Genomic DNA, 13,531 nt, shown 5'->3' with positions numbered 1-13,531 from the left:
GAAACCGGACCGGAGGCCCCGGCCGGGACCCACGACCAGCGTTCCGCCGGATTCTTTGTAGGTATTCCACTGCGGCGCCCTGCCGGGGAAATCTAGATTGAAAACCATGACAGCCCCCACCGTTCCCGCCCGGAGAGTCACGGCCCGCCTCAGCGTGCGCGACCTCGCTCAGATCGCCATTTTCGCCGCCCTCATCGCCGCCCTCGGGTTCCCCGGCGCGCTTTCCCTGGGTGCCAGCACCGTGCCGATCACGTTCCAGACCCTCGGCGTGATGCTGGCCGGCGCGATCCTCGGCGCGCGCAAGGGTTTCTTGGCCGTGTTGTTGTTGCTGGTCCTCGCCGCAGCCGGGCTTCCCCTGCTCTCGGGTGGGCGCGGCGGCCTGGTCTGGTTCACCACCTCCCCCTCCGCCGGCTACCCCTACGGATGGCTGCTGGGCGTCGTCGTGATCGGCGCTCTCACCGCGTGGCTGCTGCCGCGCTACCCGTTCTGGCCGGCACTGGGCGCCACCGCTCTCGGCGGCATCGTGGTCGTCTACCTGATCGGGGTGCCCGTCACCGCCATCAACCTGGGCCTGCCGCTGTGGGCCGCCGCCGTCGACAGTACGAAGTTCCTGCCCGGCGACCTGGTGAAGGTGGTCGTGACGGTCCTCGTCGCCAAGCAGGTGCACCGGGCGTACCCGGGCCTGATCGCCCCGCGCCGCACGGTTCCGGTCTCCGCGCCCGTCGACGCCCGGGCGTGAGCGTGAGCGCAGCCGGCATCCGTTTCGAGGACGTCTCGCACGGCTTCGACGACCGGCCGGTGCTGCGCGGCATCGACCTGCACCTCACCGAACGCCGGATCGGCATCGTCGGCGCCAACGGCAGCGGCAAGTCGACGCTGGCGCGCATGATCAACGGCCTGGTCACCCCCACCAGTGGCACCGTCACGGTGAACGGCCTCGACGTGCGCCGGCAGGCCAAACTCGTGCGGCGCGAGGTGGGCTTCATCTTCACCAACCCCGACAACCAGATCGTGATGCCCACCGTGCAGGAGGATGTGGCCTTCACCCTGCGGCGCCGGGGTCTGGCCGCCGACGAAATCACGGCCCGCACGGCGGAGGCGCTCGACAGGTTCGGTCTCACCGCCCTCGCCGAACGCCCCGCGCACCGTCTGTCCGGCGGTCAGAAGCAGCTGCTGGCCCTGGCTGCGGTGCTGGTGGCCGGTCCCAGCATCGTGGTGGCCGACGAACCGACCACCCTGCTGGATGCCCGCAACACCCGTCTGATCACCGGGCTGCTGGTGTCGCTGACCCAGCAGGTGATCGTGGTGACCCACGACCTGGAGGTGCTGGACGGGTTCGACAGGGTGATCGTGATCGACGAGGGCCGGGTCGTCGCCGACGACGTGCCCGCCACCGCCCTCACCGCGTACCTGAGCCTGCTGTCATGACCGGGCCGACATGATCGGGCTGTACCGGCCGGGGACCTCGCTGCTGCACCGCGCGCCGGCGGTGCTCAAGCTGGCCGTGCTCGCTGTCGCCATGGTGCTGGTCGGCCTGGCGGCCGATCCGCTGGTGCTGGCGGGCGAACTGGTGGCCGTGGTCGCCCTGTACACGCTGGCCGGCATTCCGCCCACGGCGGCCTGGCCGCAGATCGGTCCGGTCCTGTGGATCCTGGTCTTCGCCGTGCCGGTGCAGGTGCTGGTCGCCGGGGGTTCGGCGGAGGGCTGGACCACGGCCGGTCTGATGGCCGGCCGGCTGCTGGTGGCCGTGGCCCTCGCCGCCCTCTTCACCCTCACCACCACGGTCACCGCGGTGCTCGAGGCGTTCCAGCTGCTGTTGCGGCCGTTCCGGCGCTGGGTGGATGCCGACAGAGTGGGGCTGCTCGTGGCCCTGACCATCCGGTGCATCCCGCTGGTGGCGGAGATCGTGCGGGAGGTGCTCGACGCCCGGCGGGCCCGCGGCGCACAGGGGTCGGTCATCGCCCTGGCCGTCCCCGTCGTCGTACGCTCGTTGTACGCCGCCGATGCGATCGGAGAGGCCCTCGCCGCACGCGGATTGGACGACTGATCGAATTGACCACTGACAGCACCCCTCGAACCGCTCTGCGTACCCGCATCAGATTCGCCGGCTGGACCGCGCTCACCGCGCTGGCCCTCGGGATCGTTGCTGTCCTGTTCTGGACCCAGCTCGTGATGCCCGCCGACCGCACGGCCGCCCAGGCGGTGTTCGACGACCCCGCCGTCACGGTGACCGACACCGACGTCTCCGTCGTGATCACCCCGGCCGAGGAACGCTCGGTCGCCGGCCTGGTCTTCATTCCCGGCGCCAAGGTCGACCCGTACGCGTACCTCGCCACCCTGGCTCCCACCGTGGCAGAGACGGGGATGACCGTGGTCATCACCAAACCGGTGCTGAACCTCGCCTTCTTCGACCAGCGTCCGCTGGACACCTTCACGGCCACCGCGCCCGATGTGGCGGCGTGGTTCGTGGGCGGCCACTCGCTCGGCGGCGTGCGGGCCTGCATGTACGCCGAAGACAACGAGGTCGCCGGCCTGGTGCTGTTCGGCAGCTACTGCGCCTCGGCCGTCGACGATGAGCTGCCGGTACTGAGCATCAGCGGGAGCGAGGACGGCTTGAGCACCCCGGCCAAGATCGACGACACCGCCGACCTGCTGCCCGCCGACACGACCTTCGTGCGGATCGAGGGCGCCAACCACGCCTCCTTCGGAGCGTACGGTGCTCAGCCCGGCGACGGCGAGGCCACGCTGACCCGGGCGGAATCGGAGCGGGCCATCACCGAGGCGCTGTCGAACTTCACCGCGCCGCGAGGTCCGCAGTCGGAGTGACCCCGCAGTCGCAATGACCCGGCAATCGCAGTGACCCGCGGGACCTGTTGCTCTTGTCGGTCGCCGGGGCCGGGGCCACTATGACTCGTGTCGGCCAACGTCGCCGCGACCCGGGAGGACTCATGCACGCAGTCGTCGTCTATGACACGAACTATGGCAACACCCGCACCATCGCCGAGGTGATCGCCACCGAATTGGGCCAGGGCACCACCACCCTCAGCGTGTCCGACATCACCGAGGCAAGCCTCGACGGCGTCGACGTCCTGGTGGTGGGATGCCCGATCAACGGCTGGAAGCCGACCGATCGGATGCGCCGGTTCCTGCGCACCCTCGCACCGGGCTCCCTCGCCGGTGTGCGGGCCGCCGCGTTCGACACCCGCATCAAGCTCTTCATCCACGGGGATGCGGCGGCCAAGATCTCGCACGCCCTGCACGCCGCCGGCGCGACTATCGTGGCCAAGCCGCACGGCTTCGTCGTCGACGGCACCGAGGGACCGCTGGCCGCCGGCGAGACCGGCAAGGCCGGTGCCTGGGCGGCGTACATCGGCGCCGAACTGCGCGCCAGCGTCTGAGACGACCGCGCCGGAGACGACACAGAAACGGCCCGTGCCGAGGCACGGGCCGTTCACGGTTGGGGCAGTCGACTACGCGGTGAGCGAGTCCACGTACTCCTGGTTGTCTTCGATCCACTTCGCGACGATGGGGCCGTAGTCCTGGCCGTCGTAGTCAACGAACATGGCGGCTTCGAGCGACTGGAGCTTGTCGAGGTCCATGGTGTAGTCGGCAATCCACTCGGTGGCCTGCGGGAAGTCGGTGGAGAAATCCTTCTTGCCGTAGGCGTGGATGGTCTCCGAGGCGCCGAGGGTGCCTTCGGGGTCTTCGAGGTTCTTCAGGTCGAAGGTGTCGTAGGCCCAGTGCGGCGCCCACAGGGTGACGGCGATGTTCTCGCCGGACTTCTCCGCAGCGGTCAGCTCGGTGAGCATCGCTGCGGTCGAGGAGGTCTGGTAGTCCATGTCCTCGAGGCCGTAGGTGGGAATGGTGTTGTCGGTCACGGCCTCGGTGAGACCGGCGCCGGGCTCGATGCCCACGAGACGGTTGTCGAACAGGTCGGCGTTGTCGGCCAGCTCGGCGAGGGTGTCGATCGGTGCATCCGCGTTCACGGCGATGGTGTTCTTGGCCTCGTCGTTCCAGGCCCCGAGTTCGGTGATGTCGTCGCCGTACTCCTCGAGGTAGGACTTGTGCGTGTTCGGCAGCCAGACGTCGAGGTTGAGGTCGTAGTCACCGGTGGAGAGCCCGGCGTAGACCGGTGCAACGTCGGCGTACTCGAGTTCGACGTTGTAGCCCTTCTCGTCGAGGATGGCCTTCCACAGCTCTGATGCCGCGATGCCCTCGTCCCAGCCGTTGAACACGGCGATGGTGAGGTCCTTGTTGTCCGCGTTGCCGTCGCCGACGGTCTCGGCTTCGGCCGCGGTGCAGCCGGCCAGGGCGAGCATGCCGATGGCACCGGTGGCGAGGATCTTGAGTGAACGGTTCTTCATGTGTCTGCCTTTCGTGTCACCTGCTGGTGGTGACCGGGGTTGAAGCTACGGGTGGAGCTAGACGCGGGACGGCTCGCGCTCGGCGGCCTGCGTCGGTGTCACGGCCGGGGCCACGGTCGGCTCCACGGCGACGGCCGCGGCCGGGGCGTGGACCGGGTGGGCGCGGCGCTTGCGAGCGGCGAGCACCCTGCTGATCGGGGTGTTCCCGTTGCCGAGAGCCGCGGTGAGACGGTCCAGGAAGATCGCGAGGATCACCACGGAGAGGCCGGCCTCGAAGCCGAGCGACACGTCGATGCGGTTCAGGCTGGCCACGACCTGCTGGCCGAGACCGCCGGCGCCGACCATGCCGGCGATGACGACCATCGAGAGCGACAGCATGATCACCTGGTTGATACCGGCCATGATGGTGGGCATCGCCAGGGGCAGCTGAATCTGACGCAAGATGCGCCACGGTGACGCACCGAAGGCCTGGCCGGCTTCGACCACCTCGCTGTCGACGCTGCGGATGCCGAGTTCGGTGAGCCGAACGCCGGGAGCCATGGCGAAGATGATCGTCGCCACGATGCCGGGAACAACACCGACGCGGAACAGGATCAGCGCGGGGATCAGGTACACGAAGGCCGGCATGGTCTGCATGAAGTCGAGGATCGGGCGGATGATGCTGGACGCCACGCCGGACTTGGCCGACAGGATGCCCAGCGGCACACTGAACAGGATCGCCAGGACGCTCGCGACGAGCACCAGGGCGAGCGAATCCATCGCGTTCTCCCACTGGTCGACGCCGACGATGACAACGAGGCCGACGACGGTGCCCACGGCGAACTTCCAGCCGCGGATCATCAGTGCCAACGCCGCGGCCACCAGGATGATCACCCAGAACGGCGGTGTGGCCAGAATGAGGTCGACGAGGTCGTAGGCGCCGCTGAAGATGGCTCGCACGAAGTCGAAGAAGAACCCGAAGGTGTCGGTGATGAAGTCGATGAAGGTATCGGCCCAGGAGCCGAGGGGAATCCGGAAGTCGTTCACGGCTGTACTCCTTCCGACGCGGTTTCGCGCAGGGTTTCGGTGATGATGCTCATCGAGATAGTGGCCGGCGGTTCCATCACCGGCAGCTCACCGGTCGTCGGACTGACATTGCCGAGGGCCGCGAGCAGGGTCACCCGGGGGATCACGCCGAGCAGGCGGTTGCGGTCGTCGACCACGGCGATGGGCAGGTCGCTCTCCACGGCCAGTTCGACGAGGTCGACCAGGGCGGTGTCGGCGGCCACCGCGGTGGCGTCCAGGATGATGGCCCGCAGGTCGCCGTCGCCGGCCTTGACCTGGTTGAGCACGTCGCGGTCGCGCACGACCCCGGCGAAGCTGCGGTCGCGGCGCAACACGAACGTGGCCGAGGTCTGCAGGTCGCGCATGGTGCGGAGAGCCGCACGCGGGCCGGCGGTGACGGTGACCACCGAACGCGCCGGCTCCATGACGCTGCCGGCGGTGAGCACCCGCGCCCTGTCGACATCCTGCACGAACTGGGCGACGTAGTCGTTGGCCGGGTCGGTGAGGATCTCTTCGGGCGTGCCGATCTGCACGATCCGGCCGTCGCGCATCACGGCGATGCGGTCGCCGAGGAACATGGCCTCGTTGAGGTCGTGGGTGATGAAGATGATGGTCTTGCCGAGTTCGGCCTGCAGCTCGATGAGCTGTTCCTGCATTTCGCGGCGGATCAGCGGATCGAGGGCGGAGAACGCCTCATCCATCAGGAGAACGTCGGTGTCGGCGGCCAGGGCCCGGCCGAGGCCGACGCGCTGCTGCATGCCACCGGAGAGTTCGGAGGGCAGATTGTCGGCCCAGCCGTCCAGTCCGACCAGGCGGATGATGGTGCGCGCCTTGGCGAGGCGCTCCTCACGGGGAATGCCCTGCACCTCGAGGCCGTAGGCGACGTTGTCGATCACCGTGCGGTGCGGCAGCAGTGCGAAGTGCTGGAAGACCATCGAGATGCTCTGACGGCGCACGTCCCTCAGCTTGGCTGCCGGGATGCCGGTGATCGGGGTGTCTCCGACGGTGACAGTGCCGCTGGTGGCCTCGAGTAGGCCGTTGAGCATGCGGATGAGGGTGGACTTGCCCGAGCCGGAGAGGCCCATCACCACGAAGATCTCACCACGCTGCACCTCGAAGGAAGCGTCGATGACGGCGGCCGTTCCCAGGTGCGCGAGCTCGTCACGGCTCGCGCCGCTCTGAAGTTTCTTGACGATGTCGTGGGGTTTACGGCCGAAGGCCTTGTAGAGCCTGTCCGCCTTGACGGCGATTCCCGGTGCTGCTGCTGCTGCTGCAGTTTCGGTCTGCTCCGCCTCGCTGGCGGGTACTTCTGCCTTGACGGCGATGATTTCGGTCACGGATTCTCCGGAGCACGCCGAATAGACCGCCTGAGCGGTCGACAACACGGGGCTCGCTGTGTCGGACGGGTAGGCCGAGACCGGCCTCGACACCGAGAAACGGCGTGGGCTGGAGCGACCATGGGATCGCGTCCGTCTGGGCCTCACCGTACGCACACGGCCGTCCCAGTCGAGCTGGGGGCTACGCGTTCGCGTCCTGGTGAAGGGTCGGAAGACCGTCACCGAGCCTACCACGGTAGGGCACTCCAGTCCCCTGGACCCCCGACTCACCGACCCACAACGCGCACTCTCAAGTGCTGGTCAGACCGGATAAACCGCCGCGACGCAGATCAGCACGCCAGGGGCACCGGCCCCGGCGCGGCGGTCTGGGCGTACGTTCTCCCTAGAGGTCAGGATGGTCACGACGACGTGGCCCCGTGATGCGGCCGGGAAAGGATGGGTGCGAACGATGCACGGGTGGAGCATTACACGCCGGCTGTTCGTCGCTCACTCTGTGTTCATAGTGTCTTTGGCCGTGTTCGTGAGCACTGCAGCCTTCGTCGATGCCAGGGATCGCGGCTATGCCGAGCGGGCCGACCGGCTGCTGGCGGTGGCGGCCGCGATCGCCGACAGCCCGTTCGTGGTGAGGGCGTCGACATCGCCGGATCCGACAGCGGCACTGCAGCCGTACACGCTCGAGGTCAGCCGGGACGCCGCACTGGACTTCATCACGATCATGAGCCCGGCGGGCGTCAGGTGGACGCACCCGGACCCCGCCGAAATCGGCCGACAGTACGTGGGCCGCACGGGCCCCGCCACGGCCGGCATGTCGTTCACCGACGTCACCCCGGGCAGCCCCGGCCCGTCGGTGCGCGCCGTGGTACCGATCCTCGACTCCGACGGCGAGGTGGTGGGCATGGTGGCAGCAGGCGTGAGAACCAGCACTCTGCAGATCGCCCTCGACGCCCGGCTGCCCGCCATCCTGGCCGTAACGCTCACCCTGCTCCTGGCGGGAACGCTGGCCACCTGGGTGCTGCGACGCTACCTGCGCCGGGTCACCCTGGGCTGGGGGCCCGAAGAGCTCGCCCGGCTGTTCGTCTCCAACGACTCCGTGGTCAATTCGGTGCCCGAGGGGCTGATTCTCGTCGACGGTGCCGGTGATCTGGTGCTCTACAACGATCGAGCCGCCGAGCTGCTCGGACTGCCGCCGCGGCCCGCCTCCCGCGCTGCGGGCGCCTTCTCGCCGGGTATCGATGAGCTGGACCTGCCGCCCAGCCTCGCCGACCTGTTACGGAGCGGCCGCACCGTGGTAGACGAGATCCACCTGTCCGGGTCCCGGGTACTGGTGGTGAGCCAGAACCCGGCAGAGCCGACCCCCAGCCGGCTGGGTACGCGGGCGGCACCGGTGGGAACCGTGGCGACGCTCAGGGAACGCTGAGCCCCGTCAGCGCAGGCGCCGCGCCCGCACCACGACGTCCTCGGTGTGGTGGGCACCGGCACCGGTGGCCACGTGGCGGGGCCGGGTTTCGTCGACCTCGATCCGCCAGCTGTCGTCCAACATGGCCGCGACCTGGGCCGGGCTCACGTACAGGTCGGGATCAAAACCGTGCGCGGCGGCCTCAGCGGCGGTCGGCGTGGGGTGGTGCACGATGAGCAGTACACCCCCGGGCGCGACGGCATCCAGCAGGGCGCGCTCCGCGATGTTCTCCTCGGTGCGCAACAGGGCAGGGTACTGCGCGGAAACCAGGTCGAAGCTCGCCGCCGGCAGGGCCGCCTCGACGAGTCCGGAGTGCAGCCAACGCACCGTGCCGCCCACCAGGTCGGCCCGCACAAGCTCGGCCTGGCGAGCGGCGCGCTCGAGTGCCACTCGCGAGACATCCAGCGCCGTCACGTCCCAGCCCTGTGCCGCCAGCCAGAGGGCATCCGCGCCCTCGCCGCAGCCGACGTCGAGGGCCCGCCCCGGCCGCAGGTAGTGCGTCTCGCTGACCAGCGCGGCGTTGGGCCGGCCGCTCCACAGGGTCGCATTTCCGGCGTAGCGCTGATCCCAGAATTCTCCTATGGCGTCGGGCTCCTGGGGTTCGCGGGCGGTGTCGTTGGTGTGCATGACTGCATCCTCCCTCGTCGGCGGCACAGCGACAAACTGGCTTGCCGAACCGGCAACCGGCCTGCGCCCCGGGGACGCGTCGAGACGATAGCCTCATCGCATGACAGCTGAGCCGGGGCGCCGTGCACGTGCCTGCTGAGAGCCGAGCGGCGCTTACGAAGGCCGATGTGCCCGCGGCCCGCCACACCCTGCAGATCCTCACCCACCTGGCCGCCCAGCGCGGGCCGGTGCCGGCGTCGACCATCGCGCAGACGCTCGGGCTCCCCCGGTCGACCGTCTACAGGCTGCTCGGCGTGCTCACCGAGCTCGGCTTCGTGCTGCACTTTCCCGAGGCCCGTCGGTACGGCATCGGCCTGGCCGCCTTCGAGCTGAGCAGCGGCTTTGCCCGGCAGGAGCCCCTGGCCAGGCTGGGCCGGCCGATCCTGGCCTCGCTCGTCGACACCATCGGCGAGAGCGCCCATCTGGCCGTGCTGCACGGTCGCGATGTGATCTACCTCGTGGAGGAGCGTGCTCCCCGCCGCCCCGCCCTGGTGACAGATGTCGGGGTGCGCCTGCCCAGCCACCTCACGGCCAGCGGCCGGGCGCTGCTCGCGACACTGCCGGTCGCGCAGGTGCGGGCCCTGTTCCCCGACCCGTCCGCCTTCGTGCAGCGCGACGGCGGCGACACCCCGGCGCCGGGCGGCGTGAGCAGCTATCGCGAGCTGAGCCGGCTCCTGGCCGAGGTGCGCGCGCAGGGCTACGCGGCGGAGGACGGCGACGTCACCCTGGGTCTCGCATCCGTCGCGGTGGCCGTTCGCGACCACAGCGGCTGGCCCGCCGCCGGCATCGCCGTGACCTTCGCCCGGTCCAGCGTGCCGCCGGAACGCTGGCCGGAGCTCGCCGCCGCCGTGGAGCACGCCGCGGCCGAGTTGGGCCGCCGGATCAGCGGTCGAACCGGCTAGTTTCTCGAAAAAGTGAACCGGTCTGAACCTTTTGGCCTGCCGTCTCGTTGTACAGAGTGGATGACCGCCATCCGCTCGCCAAGTACACGCGAAGACCATGAACGAGGGTGACATGCAAAAGAAGACGAAGATCGGGCTGTGGATTGCGGGCGGAGTTGTCGTCATCGGCGGTGCCGCCCTGGCTTTCGGGCCCGCGGTCTATGCCGACTACGCCAACAGCACCGTCGAGGCGGCCCCCACCATCGCCGCCGGCACCCCGGGCACGACGGATGCCGGCGCGGCCACCGAGGTCAACGCGGACGACCTCTCCGGCACCTGGAGCGTGGCCGCGGACTCCTTCGCGGGCTACCGCGTCGACGAGGTGCTGCAGGGCAACGACGTGACCGTGACCGGTCGCACGACCGACGTCACCGGTGAGCTCACCGTCGACAACCTCTCGCTCACCGCCGCCACGATCACGGTGGACGTGGCGAGCATCGCCACCGACGAAGGCGCCAGGGATGCCTACTTCCGGGACTCCGCGATGGAAGCCGACGCCTTCCCCACCGCCACCTTCACGCTCACCGCACCGGTCACCCTCGAGGCCCCCGTGGCCGGTGTCGCGCAGACCCTGAGCGCCACCGGCGAACTCACCCTGCACGGCGTCACCCAGCCGGTCACGGTGGAGCTGCAGGCCGCGCTCACCGAGACCGGCGGCCAGGTTGTCGGCAGCATCCCGATCACCTTCAGCGACTACGGCGTCGACGCCCCCGACCTCGGCTTCGTCTCGGTCGAAGACGCCGGCTCCGTCGAATTCGAACTCTTCGTCGCGCAGAATTAGTCCAGCAGAGCCGTGTTCATCGTGGGCATCGGGCAGACCGGGAGGTGACCGTGGCAGAGCCACACGCGGAACTCCTGCGGGCGCTGCACGACGCCCACGGGCCGGCTCTGTTTCGGTACGTGGTGCGTCTGACCGGGGATTACGGGTTCGCGCAGGACGTGGTGCAGGAGACCCTGCTCCGCGCCTGGACGCGCCCGGCGTTGCTGGACCGGGATGACGACGCCGCTCGCGCCTGGCTGTTCACGGTGGCCCGCAACCTCGTCATCGACGACAGGCGGAGCGCTCGGTACGCCCGTGAGATCGCGACCGATGACCTGCCGGAGAGAGCGTCGACCGACGCCACCGAGGCCATCCTGGATCGCTGGCTGCTCACGGATGCCCTCACCGCGCTCACTCCCGAGCACCGCACCGTGCTGGTGAGCGCCTACTACCTCGGGCAGTCGATCGCGGAAATCGCCCTCCTCCAACAGGTGCCGGAGGGCACCGTGAAGTCCCGCCTGCACTACGCCCTGCGAGCGATGCGGCTCGCCCTACAGGAAAGAGGGGTCACCGAATGACCTCCGACCGCTTCCGCGAGTGGGACGCCGCCTACCTGCTCGGCGCGCTCAGCCCCGAAGACCGGCACGCCTTCGAACGCCACCTGCCGACCTGCCCCGCCTGCGCCGGCGCCGTCGCCGAACTCGCCGGGCTGCCCGGCATCCTGGCGGCCCTGCCCGCGGCGGAGGCCGTGGCGCTCACCGAAGATGCTTCCGCGGATGCTTCCGCCACCGTTCTTGCCACCGATGCCGCGCATCTTCGTGGCGCGCAGCACCAGCCGGGCTCGGTGCAGCGGCTCGCCGGGGCGGCCGTCGCCCGCACGCGGCGCAACCGGCTGCGACTGGCCGTGGCCGGCACGGCCGTCGCTGCCGGTCTCGCCCTGGGCGGCGGGTTCCTCGGCGCCACCCTCGGCACGCCGGCGACTCTCGAGGCCGCACCGCCCGCATCCGCATCCGCCGACCCGGCCCCGACGATGGTCGTTGCCATGGAGCCCGTGGAGGCAGACGCCCTCACCGCGGCCCTCACCATCACCGACACCGACTGGGGCACCCGGTTCGACTGGTCGTGCGTGTACCTCAATCAGCTCTGGAAGGACAACGGACCCCAGGACTACGACATGGTGATGACCGATCAGGACGGCACCGCGACGGTGCTCGCGACCTGGACGGCGACCAGCCCGAGCACCGAGAACCTCGCCGCGTCGACCGATGTGCCCCTCGACCAGATTCGGAGCGTCGAGATCCGGGCCGGCCTCAGCGGCCTGCCGCTGGCGCACACGGACCTGTAGGGCCGTTTAAAGGGTCAGACCGTGAGCGGCCGCAGTGTCCACTCAGCCTGAACGCGCACCGCCGCCGATACGGCGTCCAGGAGCGGCGACGACAGGTTCCAGCGCTGCCAGTAGAGCGGCACGTCCACCGGATGCGCCGCCGCCAGCTCCACCAGACGGCCGTCGGCGATCTCGTCCAGGCACTGCTGCTCGGGCAGCACTCCCCAGCCCATGCCCAGCAGCACTGCGCGGGCGAAGTCATGGGAGGTGGGGATGACGTGACGGGGTGGGGCACCGGGGCCGCCGGCGTGCGCCCGCAGGAAGGAGTCCTGCAGGTCGTCGTTGCTGTCGAAGGTGACCACGGGCGCCGCCGGCAACGCGGCGAGTCCGCGGGCGAGCCAGCGGGTCACGAAGGCCGGCGTGGCGACGGCACGGTAGCGCACCCGGCCCAGTGGCTCGGTGACACAGCCCTGGATCGATTCGCGGTCTGAGGTGACCGCGGCCATCACGGCGCCGGAGCGCAGCAGCGAGATCGTGTGCTCCTGGTCTTCGCGGTGCAAGTCAAAGGTAATGTCGAGTTCGTCGGCCACCCCGGCGAGCGCGCCGAGGAACCAGGTGGCCAGGCTGTCCGCGTTCACGGCGAGGGAGATTTGCACGGAACGTTCGGCGGACCCGTTCTCGCGCAGCGCTCGCTCGGTGTCGGCCTCCAGGAGTTCGACCTGGCGGGCGTAGCGCAGCACCACCGCACCGGCGGCCGTGAGGCGGACAGGGGTGGTGCGCTGCACGAGGACCCGGCCGCAGGACTGCTCCATGGCCTTGACCCGCTGCGAGACCGCCGACGCCGTGACGTGCAGCCGGCGGGCGGCCTTCTCGAAGGTGCCGTCCTGAACCAGGGCGCGCAGGGTCTCCAGCTGGTCGAGGGTGAAGCGTTGCATAAGCCCAGCTTACGCATCCTAAGAAAACGTAGCTGGACTGAACCTCCGTGACTCCCTAGCGTGGGAGGCATGACACCTGCGACAACCCTCCTCCCCGCGCTGTTGGGCCTGGTCACGGGTCTGTCCCTCATTATCGCCATCGGCGCCCAGAACGCGTTCGTGTTGCGGCTGGGCATCGAGGGCCGCACCCGGGTGATCGCGCCGGTGGTGGCCATTGCCGCTCTGTCCGATGCGGCGCTCATCCTCGCCGGCGTGCTCGGAATGGGGGCCCTGGTGGCGGCGGCACCGACGGTCATGGTGGTCGTGCGACTGGTCGGGGCCGCTTTCCTGGTCGGTTACGGCCTGTGGGCGGCGCGGCGGGCCATCCGTCCGGGCGCGCTTCTGGTGACCGGGTCCTCGGGCAACACCGGGATGCGGGTCGCCGTGGGCACGGTTCTCGCCCTTACCTGGCTCAACCCGCACGTTTACCTGGACACCGTGGTGTTCCTCGGCGCCGTGGCCAGCCAACAGGACCCCGCCGAGCGGTGGTGGTGGGCCGGCGGCGCCATCACGGCAAGCATCCTGTGGTTCACCGGGCTCGGCTTCGGGGCTCGCCTTCTGCGCCCGATCTTCGCGCGCCCCGGTGCCTGGCGGGTGCTCGACGGCGCTATCGCTGTGCTTATGCTGGCCCTTGGCGCCCGGCTCGCGTTCGACCTCTGACCCCG

At 69.7% G+C, this 13,531-nt stretch carries 16 protein-coding genes; 11 read left to right on the top strand and 5 right to left on the bottom strand.

Annotated elements, in window-relative coordinates; translation table 11 throughout:
• Nucleotides 1–106: 106 nt before the first annotated feature.
• The 5 genes from RCH12_RS06120 to RCH12_RS06100 all read left to right on the top strand — a co-directional run bounded on the left by RCH12_RS06120 (nucleotide 107) and on the right by RCH12_RS06100 (nucleotide 3,398).
• Complete coding sequence (locus tag RCH12_RS06120) at nucleotides 107–739, top strand: biotin transporter BioY (RefSeq protein WP_327016333.1); 633 nt, start codon at nucleotides 107–109, stop codon at nucleotides 737–739.
• Nucleotides 736–1,428 carry an energy-coupling factor ABC transporter ATP-binding protein gene (locus RCH12_RS06115; RefSeq protein ID WP_243398984.1) on the top strand — a complete coding sequence of 231 codons (693 nt, stop codon included), beginning with the start codon at nucleotides 736–738 and terminating at the stop codon, nucleotides 1,426–1,428. Before RCH12_RS06120 ends, RCH12_RS06115 begins: the two co-directional genes overlap by 4 nt.
• 10 nt (nucleotides 1,429–1,438) lie before the next feature.
• A complete protein-coding gene (locus RCH12_RS06110) occupies nucleotides 1,439–2,047 on the top strand; it encodes an energy-coupling factor transporter transmembrane component T family protein (RefSeq protein WP_103429715.1) in 609 nt (202 codons plus the stop codon).
• Between the two features lie 5 nt (nucleotides 2,048–2,052).
• On the top strand, nucleotides 2,053–2,826 hold the full coding sequence (locus RCH12_RS06105; RefSeq protein WP_327016332.1) for an alpha/beta hydrolase: 774 nt from the start codon (nucleotides 2,053–2,055) through the stop codon (nucleotides 2,824–2,826).
• A 122-nt stretch (nucleotides 2,827–2,948) separates the two neighbouring features.
• Nucleotides 2,949–3,398, top strand: a complete 450-nt coding sequence (locus RCH12_RS06100; RefSeq protein ID WP_327016331.1) for a flavodoxin family protein — start codon at nucleotides 2,949–2,951, stop codon at nucleotides 3,396–3,398.
• A 72-nt stretch (nucleotides 3,399–3,470) separates the two neighbouring features.
• Here RCH12_RS06100 and RCH12_RS06095 read toward each other — a convergent pair whose 3' ends face one another.
• From RCH12_RS06095 to RCH12_RS06085, 3 genes are read right to left on the bottom strand one after another with little or no spacing between them, the layout of a single operon-like run.
• The gene (locus RCH12_RS06095) at nucleotides 3,471–4,364 is read right to left on the bottom strand and encodes a glycine betaine ABC transporter substrate-binding protein (protein ID WP_103429717.1); all 894 of its coding nucleotides are present in this window, start codon (nucleotides 4,362–4,364) and stop codon (nucleotides 3,471–3,473) included.
• Nucleotides 4,365–4,421: 57 nt separating this feature from the next.
• Nucleotides 4,422–5,390, bottom strand: coding sequence for an ABC transporter permease (locus tag RCH12_RS06090; protein WP_088456672.1), 969 nt, complete (start codon nucleotides 5,388–5,390; stop codon nucleotides 4,422–4,424).
• A complete protein-coding gene (locus tag RCH12_RS06085; protein ID WP_327016344.1) occupies nucleotides 5,387–6,658 on the bottom strand; it encodes a quaternary amine ABC transporter ATP-binding protein in 1,272 nt (423 codons plus the stop codon). The genes RCH12_RS06090 and RCH12_RS06085 overlap by 4 nt, the downstream gene beginning before the upstream one ends.
• 607 nt (nucleotides 6,659–7,265) lie before the next feature.
• Between RCH12_RS06085 and RCH12_RS06080 the strand changes: the two genes are divergently transcribed.
• Nucleotides 7,266–8,162, top strand: a complete 897-nt coding sequence (locus RCH12_RS06080; RefSeq protein ID WP_165788964.1) for a PAS domain-containing protein — start codon at nucleotides 7,266–7,268, stop codon at nucleotides 8,160–8,162.
• A 6-nt stretch (nucleotides 8,163–8,168) separates the two neighbouring features.
• On the opposite strand, the gene RCH12_RS06075 is transcribed toward RCH12_RS06080, so the two are convergent.
• Nucleotides 8,169–8,828 carry a class I SAM-dependent methyltransferase gene (locus RCH12_RS06075; RefSeq protein ID WP_327016330.1) on the bottom strand — a complete coding sequence of 220 codons (660 nt, stop codon included), beginning with the start codon at nucleotides 8,826–8,828 and terminating at the stop codon, nucleotides 8,169–8,171.
• A gap of 128 nt (nucleotides 8,829–8,956) precedes the next feature.
• Between RCH12_RS06075 and RCH12_RS06070 the strand changes: the two genes are divergently transcribed.
• The 4 genes from RCH12_RS06070 (at nucleotide 8,957) to RCH12_RS06055 (ending at nucleotide 11,913) form a co-directional block, all read left to right on the top strand.
• Nucleotides 8,957–9,769, top strand: a complete 813-nt coding sequence (locus RCH12_RS06070; protein ID WP_327016329.1) for an IclR family transcriptional regulator — start codon at nucleotides 8,957–8,959, stop codon at nucleotides 9,767–9,769.
• Nucleotides 9,770–9,881: 112 nt separating this feature from the next.
• On the top strand, nucleotides 9,882–10,589 hold the full coding sequence (locus RCH12_RS06065; RefSeq protein WP_327016328.1) for a YceI family protein: 708 nt from the start codon (nucleotides 9,882–9,884) through the stop codon (nucleotides 10,587–10,589).
• A 50-nt stretch (nucleotides 10,590–10,639) separates the two neighbouring features.
• Nucleotides 10,640–11,146: a sigma-70 family RNA polymerase sigma factor gene (locus RCH12_RS06060; protein WP_103429795.1), complete on the top strand. Its 507-nt coding sequence runs from the start codon at nucleotides 10,640–10,642 to the stop codon at nucleotides 11,144–11,146.
• Nucleotides 11,143–11,913 (top strand): anti-sigma factor family protein, encoded by a 771-nt coding sequence (locus tag RCH12_RS06055; protein ID WP_327016327.1) that lies wholly within the window; start codon nucleotides 11,143–11,145, stop codon nucleotides 11,911–11,913. Before RCH12_RS06060 ends, RCH12_RS06055 begins: the two co-directional genes overlap by 4 nt.
• Before the next feature lie 14 nt (nucleotides 11,914–11,927).
• Here RCH12_RS06055 and RCH12_RS06050 read toward each other — a convergent pair whose 3' ends face one another.
• Nucleotides 11,928–12,827, bottom strand: a complete 900-nt coding sequence (locus tag RCH12_RS06050; RefSeq protein ID WP_327016326.1) for a LysR family transcriptional regulator ArgP — start codon at nucleotides 12,825–12,827, stop codon at nucleotides 11,928–11,930.
• Nucleotides 12,828–12,896: 69 nt separating this feature from the next.
• Between RCH12_RS06050 and RCH12_RS06045 the strand changes: the two genes are divergently transcribed.
• Nucleotides 12,897–13,526 carry a LysE/ArgO family amino acid transporter gene (locus RCH12_RS06045; protein ID WP_327016325.1) on the top strand — a complete coding sequence of 210 codons (630 nt, stop codon included), beginning with the start codon at nucleotides 12,897–12,899 and terminating at the stop codon, nucleotides 13,524–13,526.
• Nucleotides 13,527–13,531: the final 5 nt, after the last annotated feature.

Origin of the sequence: Cryobacterium sp. MP_3.1, assembly GCF_035984795.1 — a bacterium.
GTDB classification, from domain to species: domain Bacteria; phylum Actinomycetota; class Actinomycetes; order Actinomycetales; family Microbacteriaceae; genus Cryobacterium; species Cryobacterium zongtaii.
The sequence above is the reverse complement of the archived record's forward strand: the minus strand, read 5'-3'. Positions and strand labels throughout refer to the sequence as shown.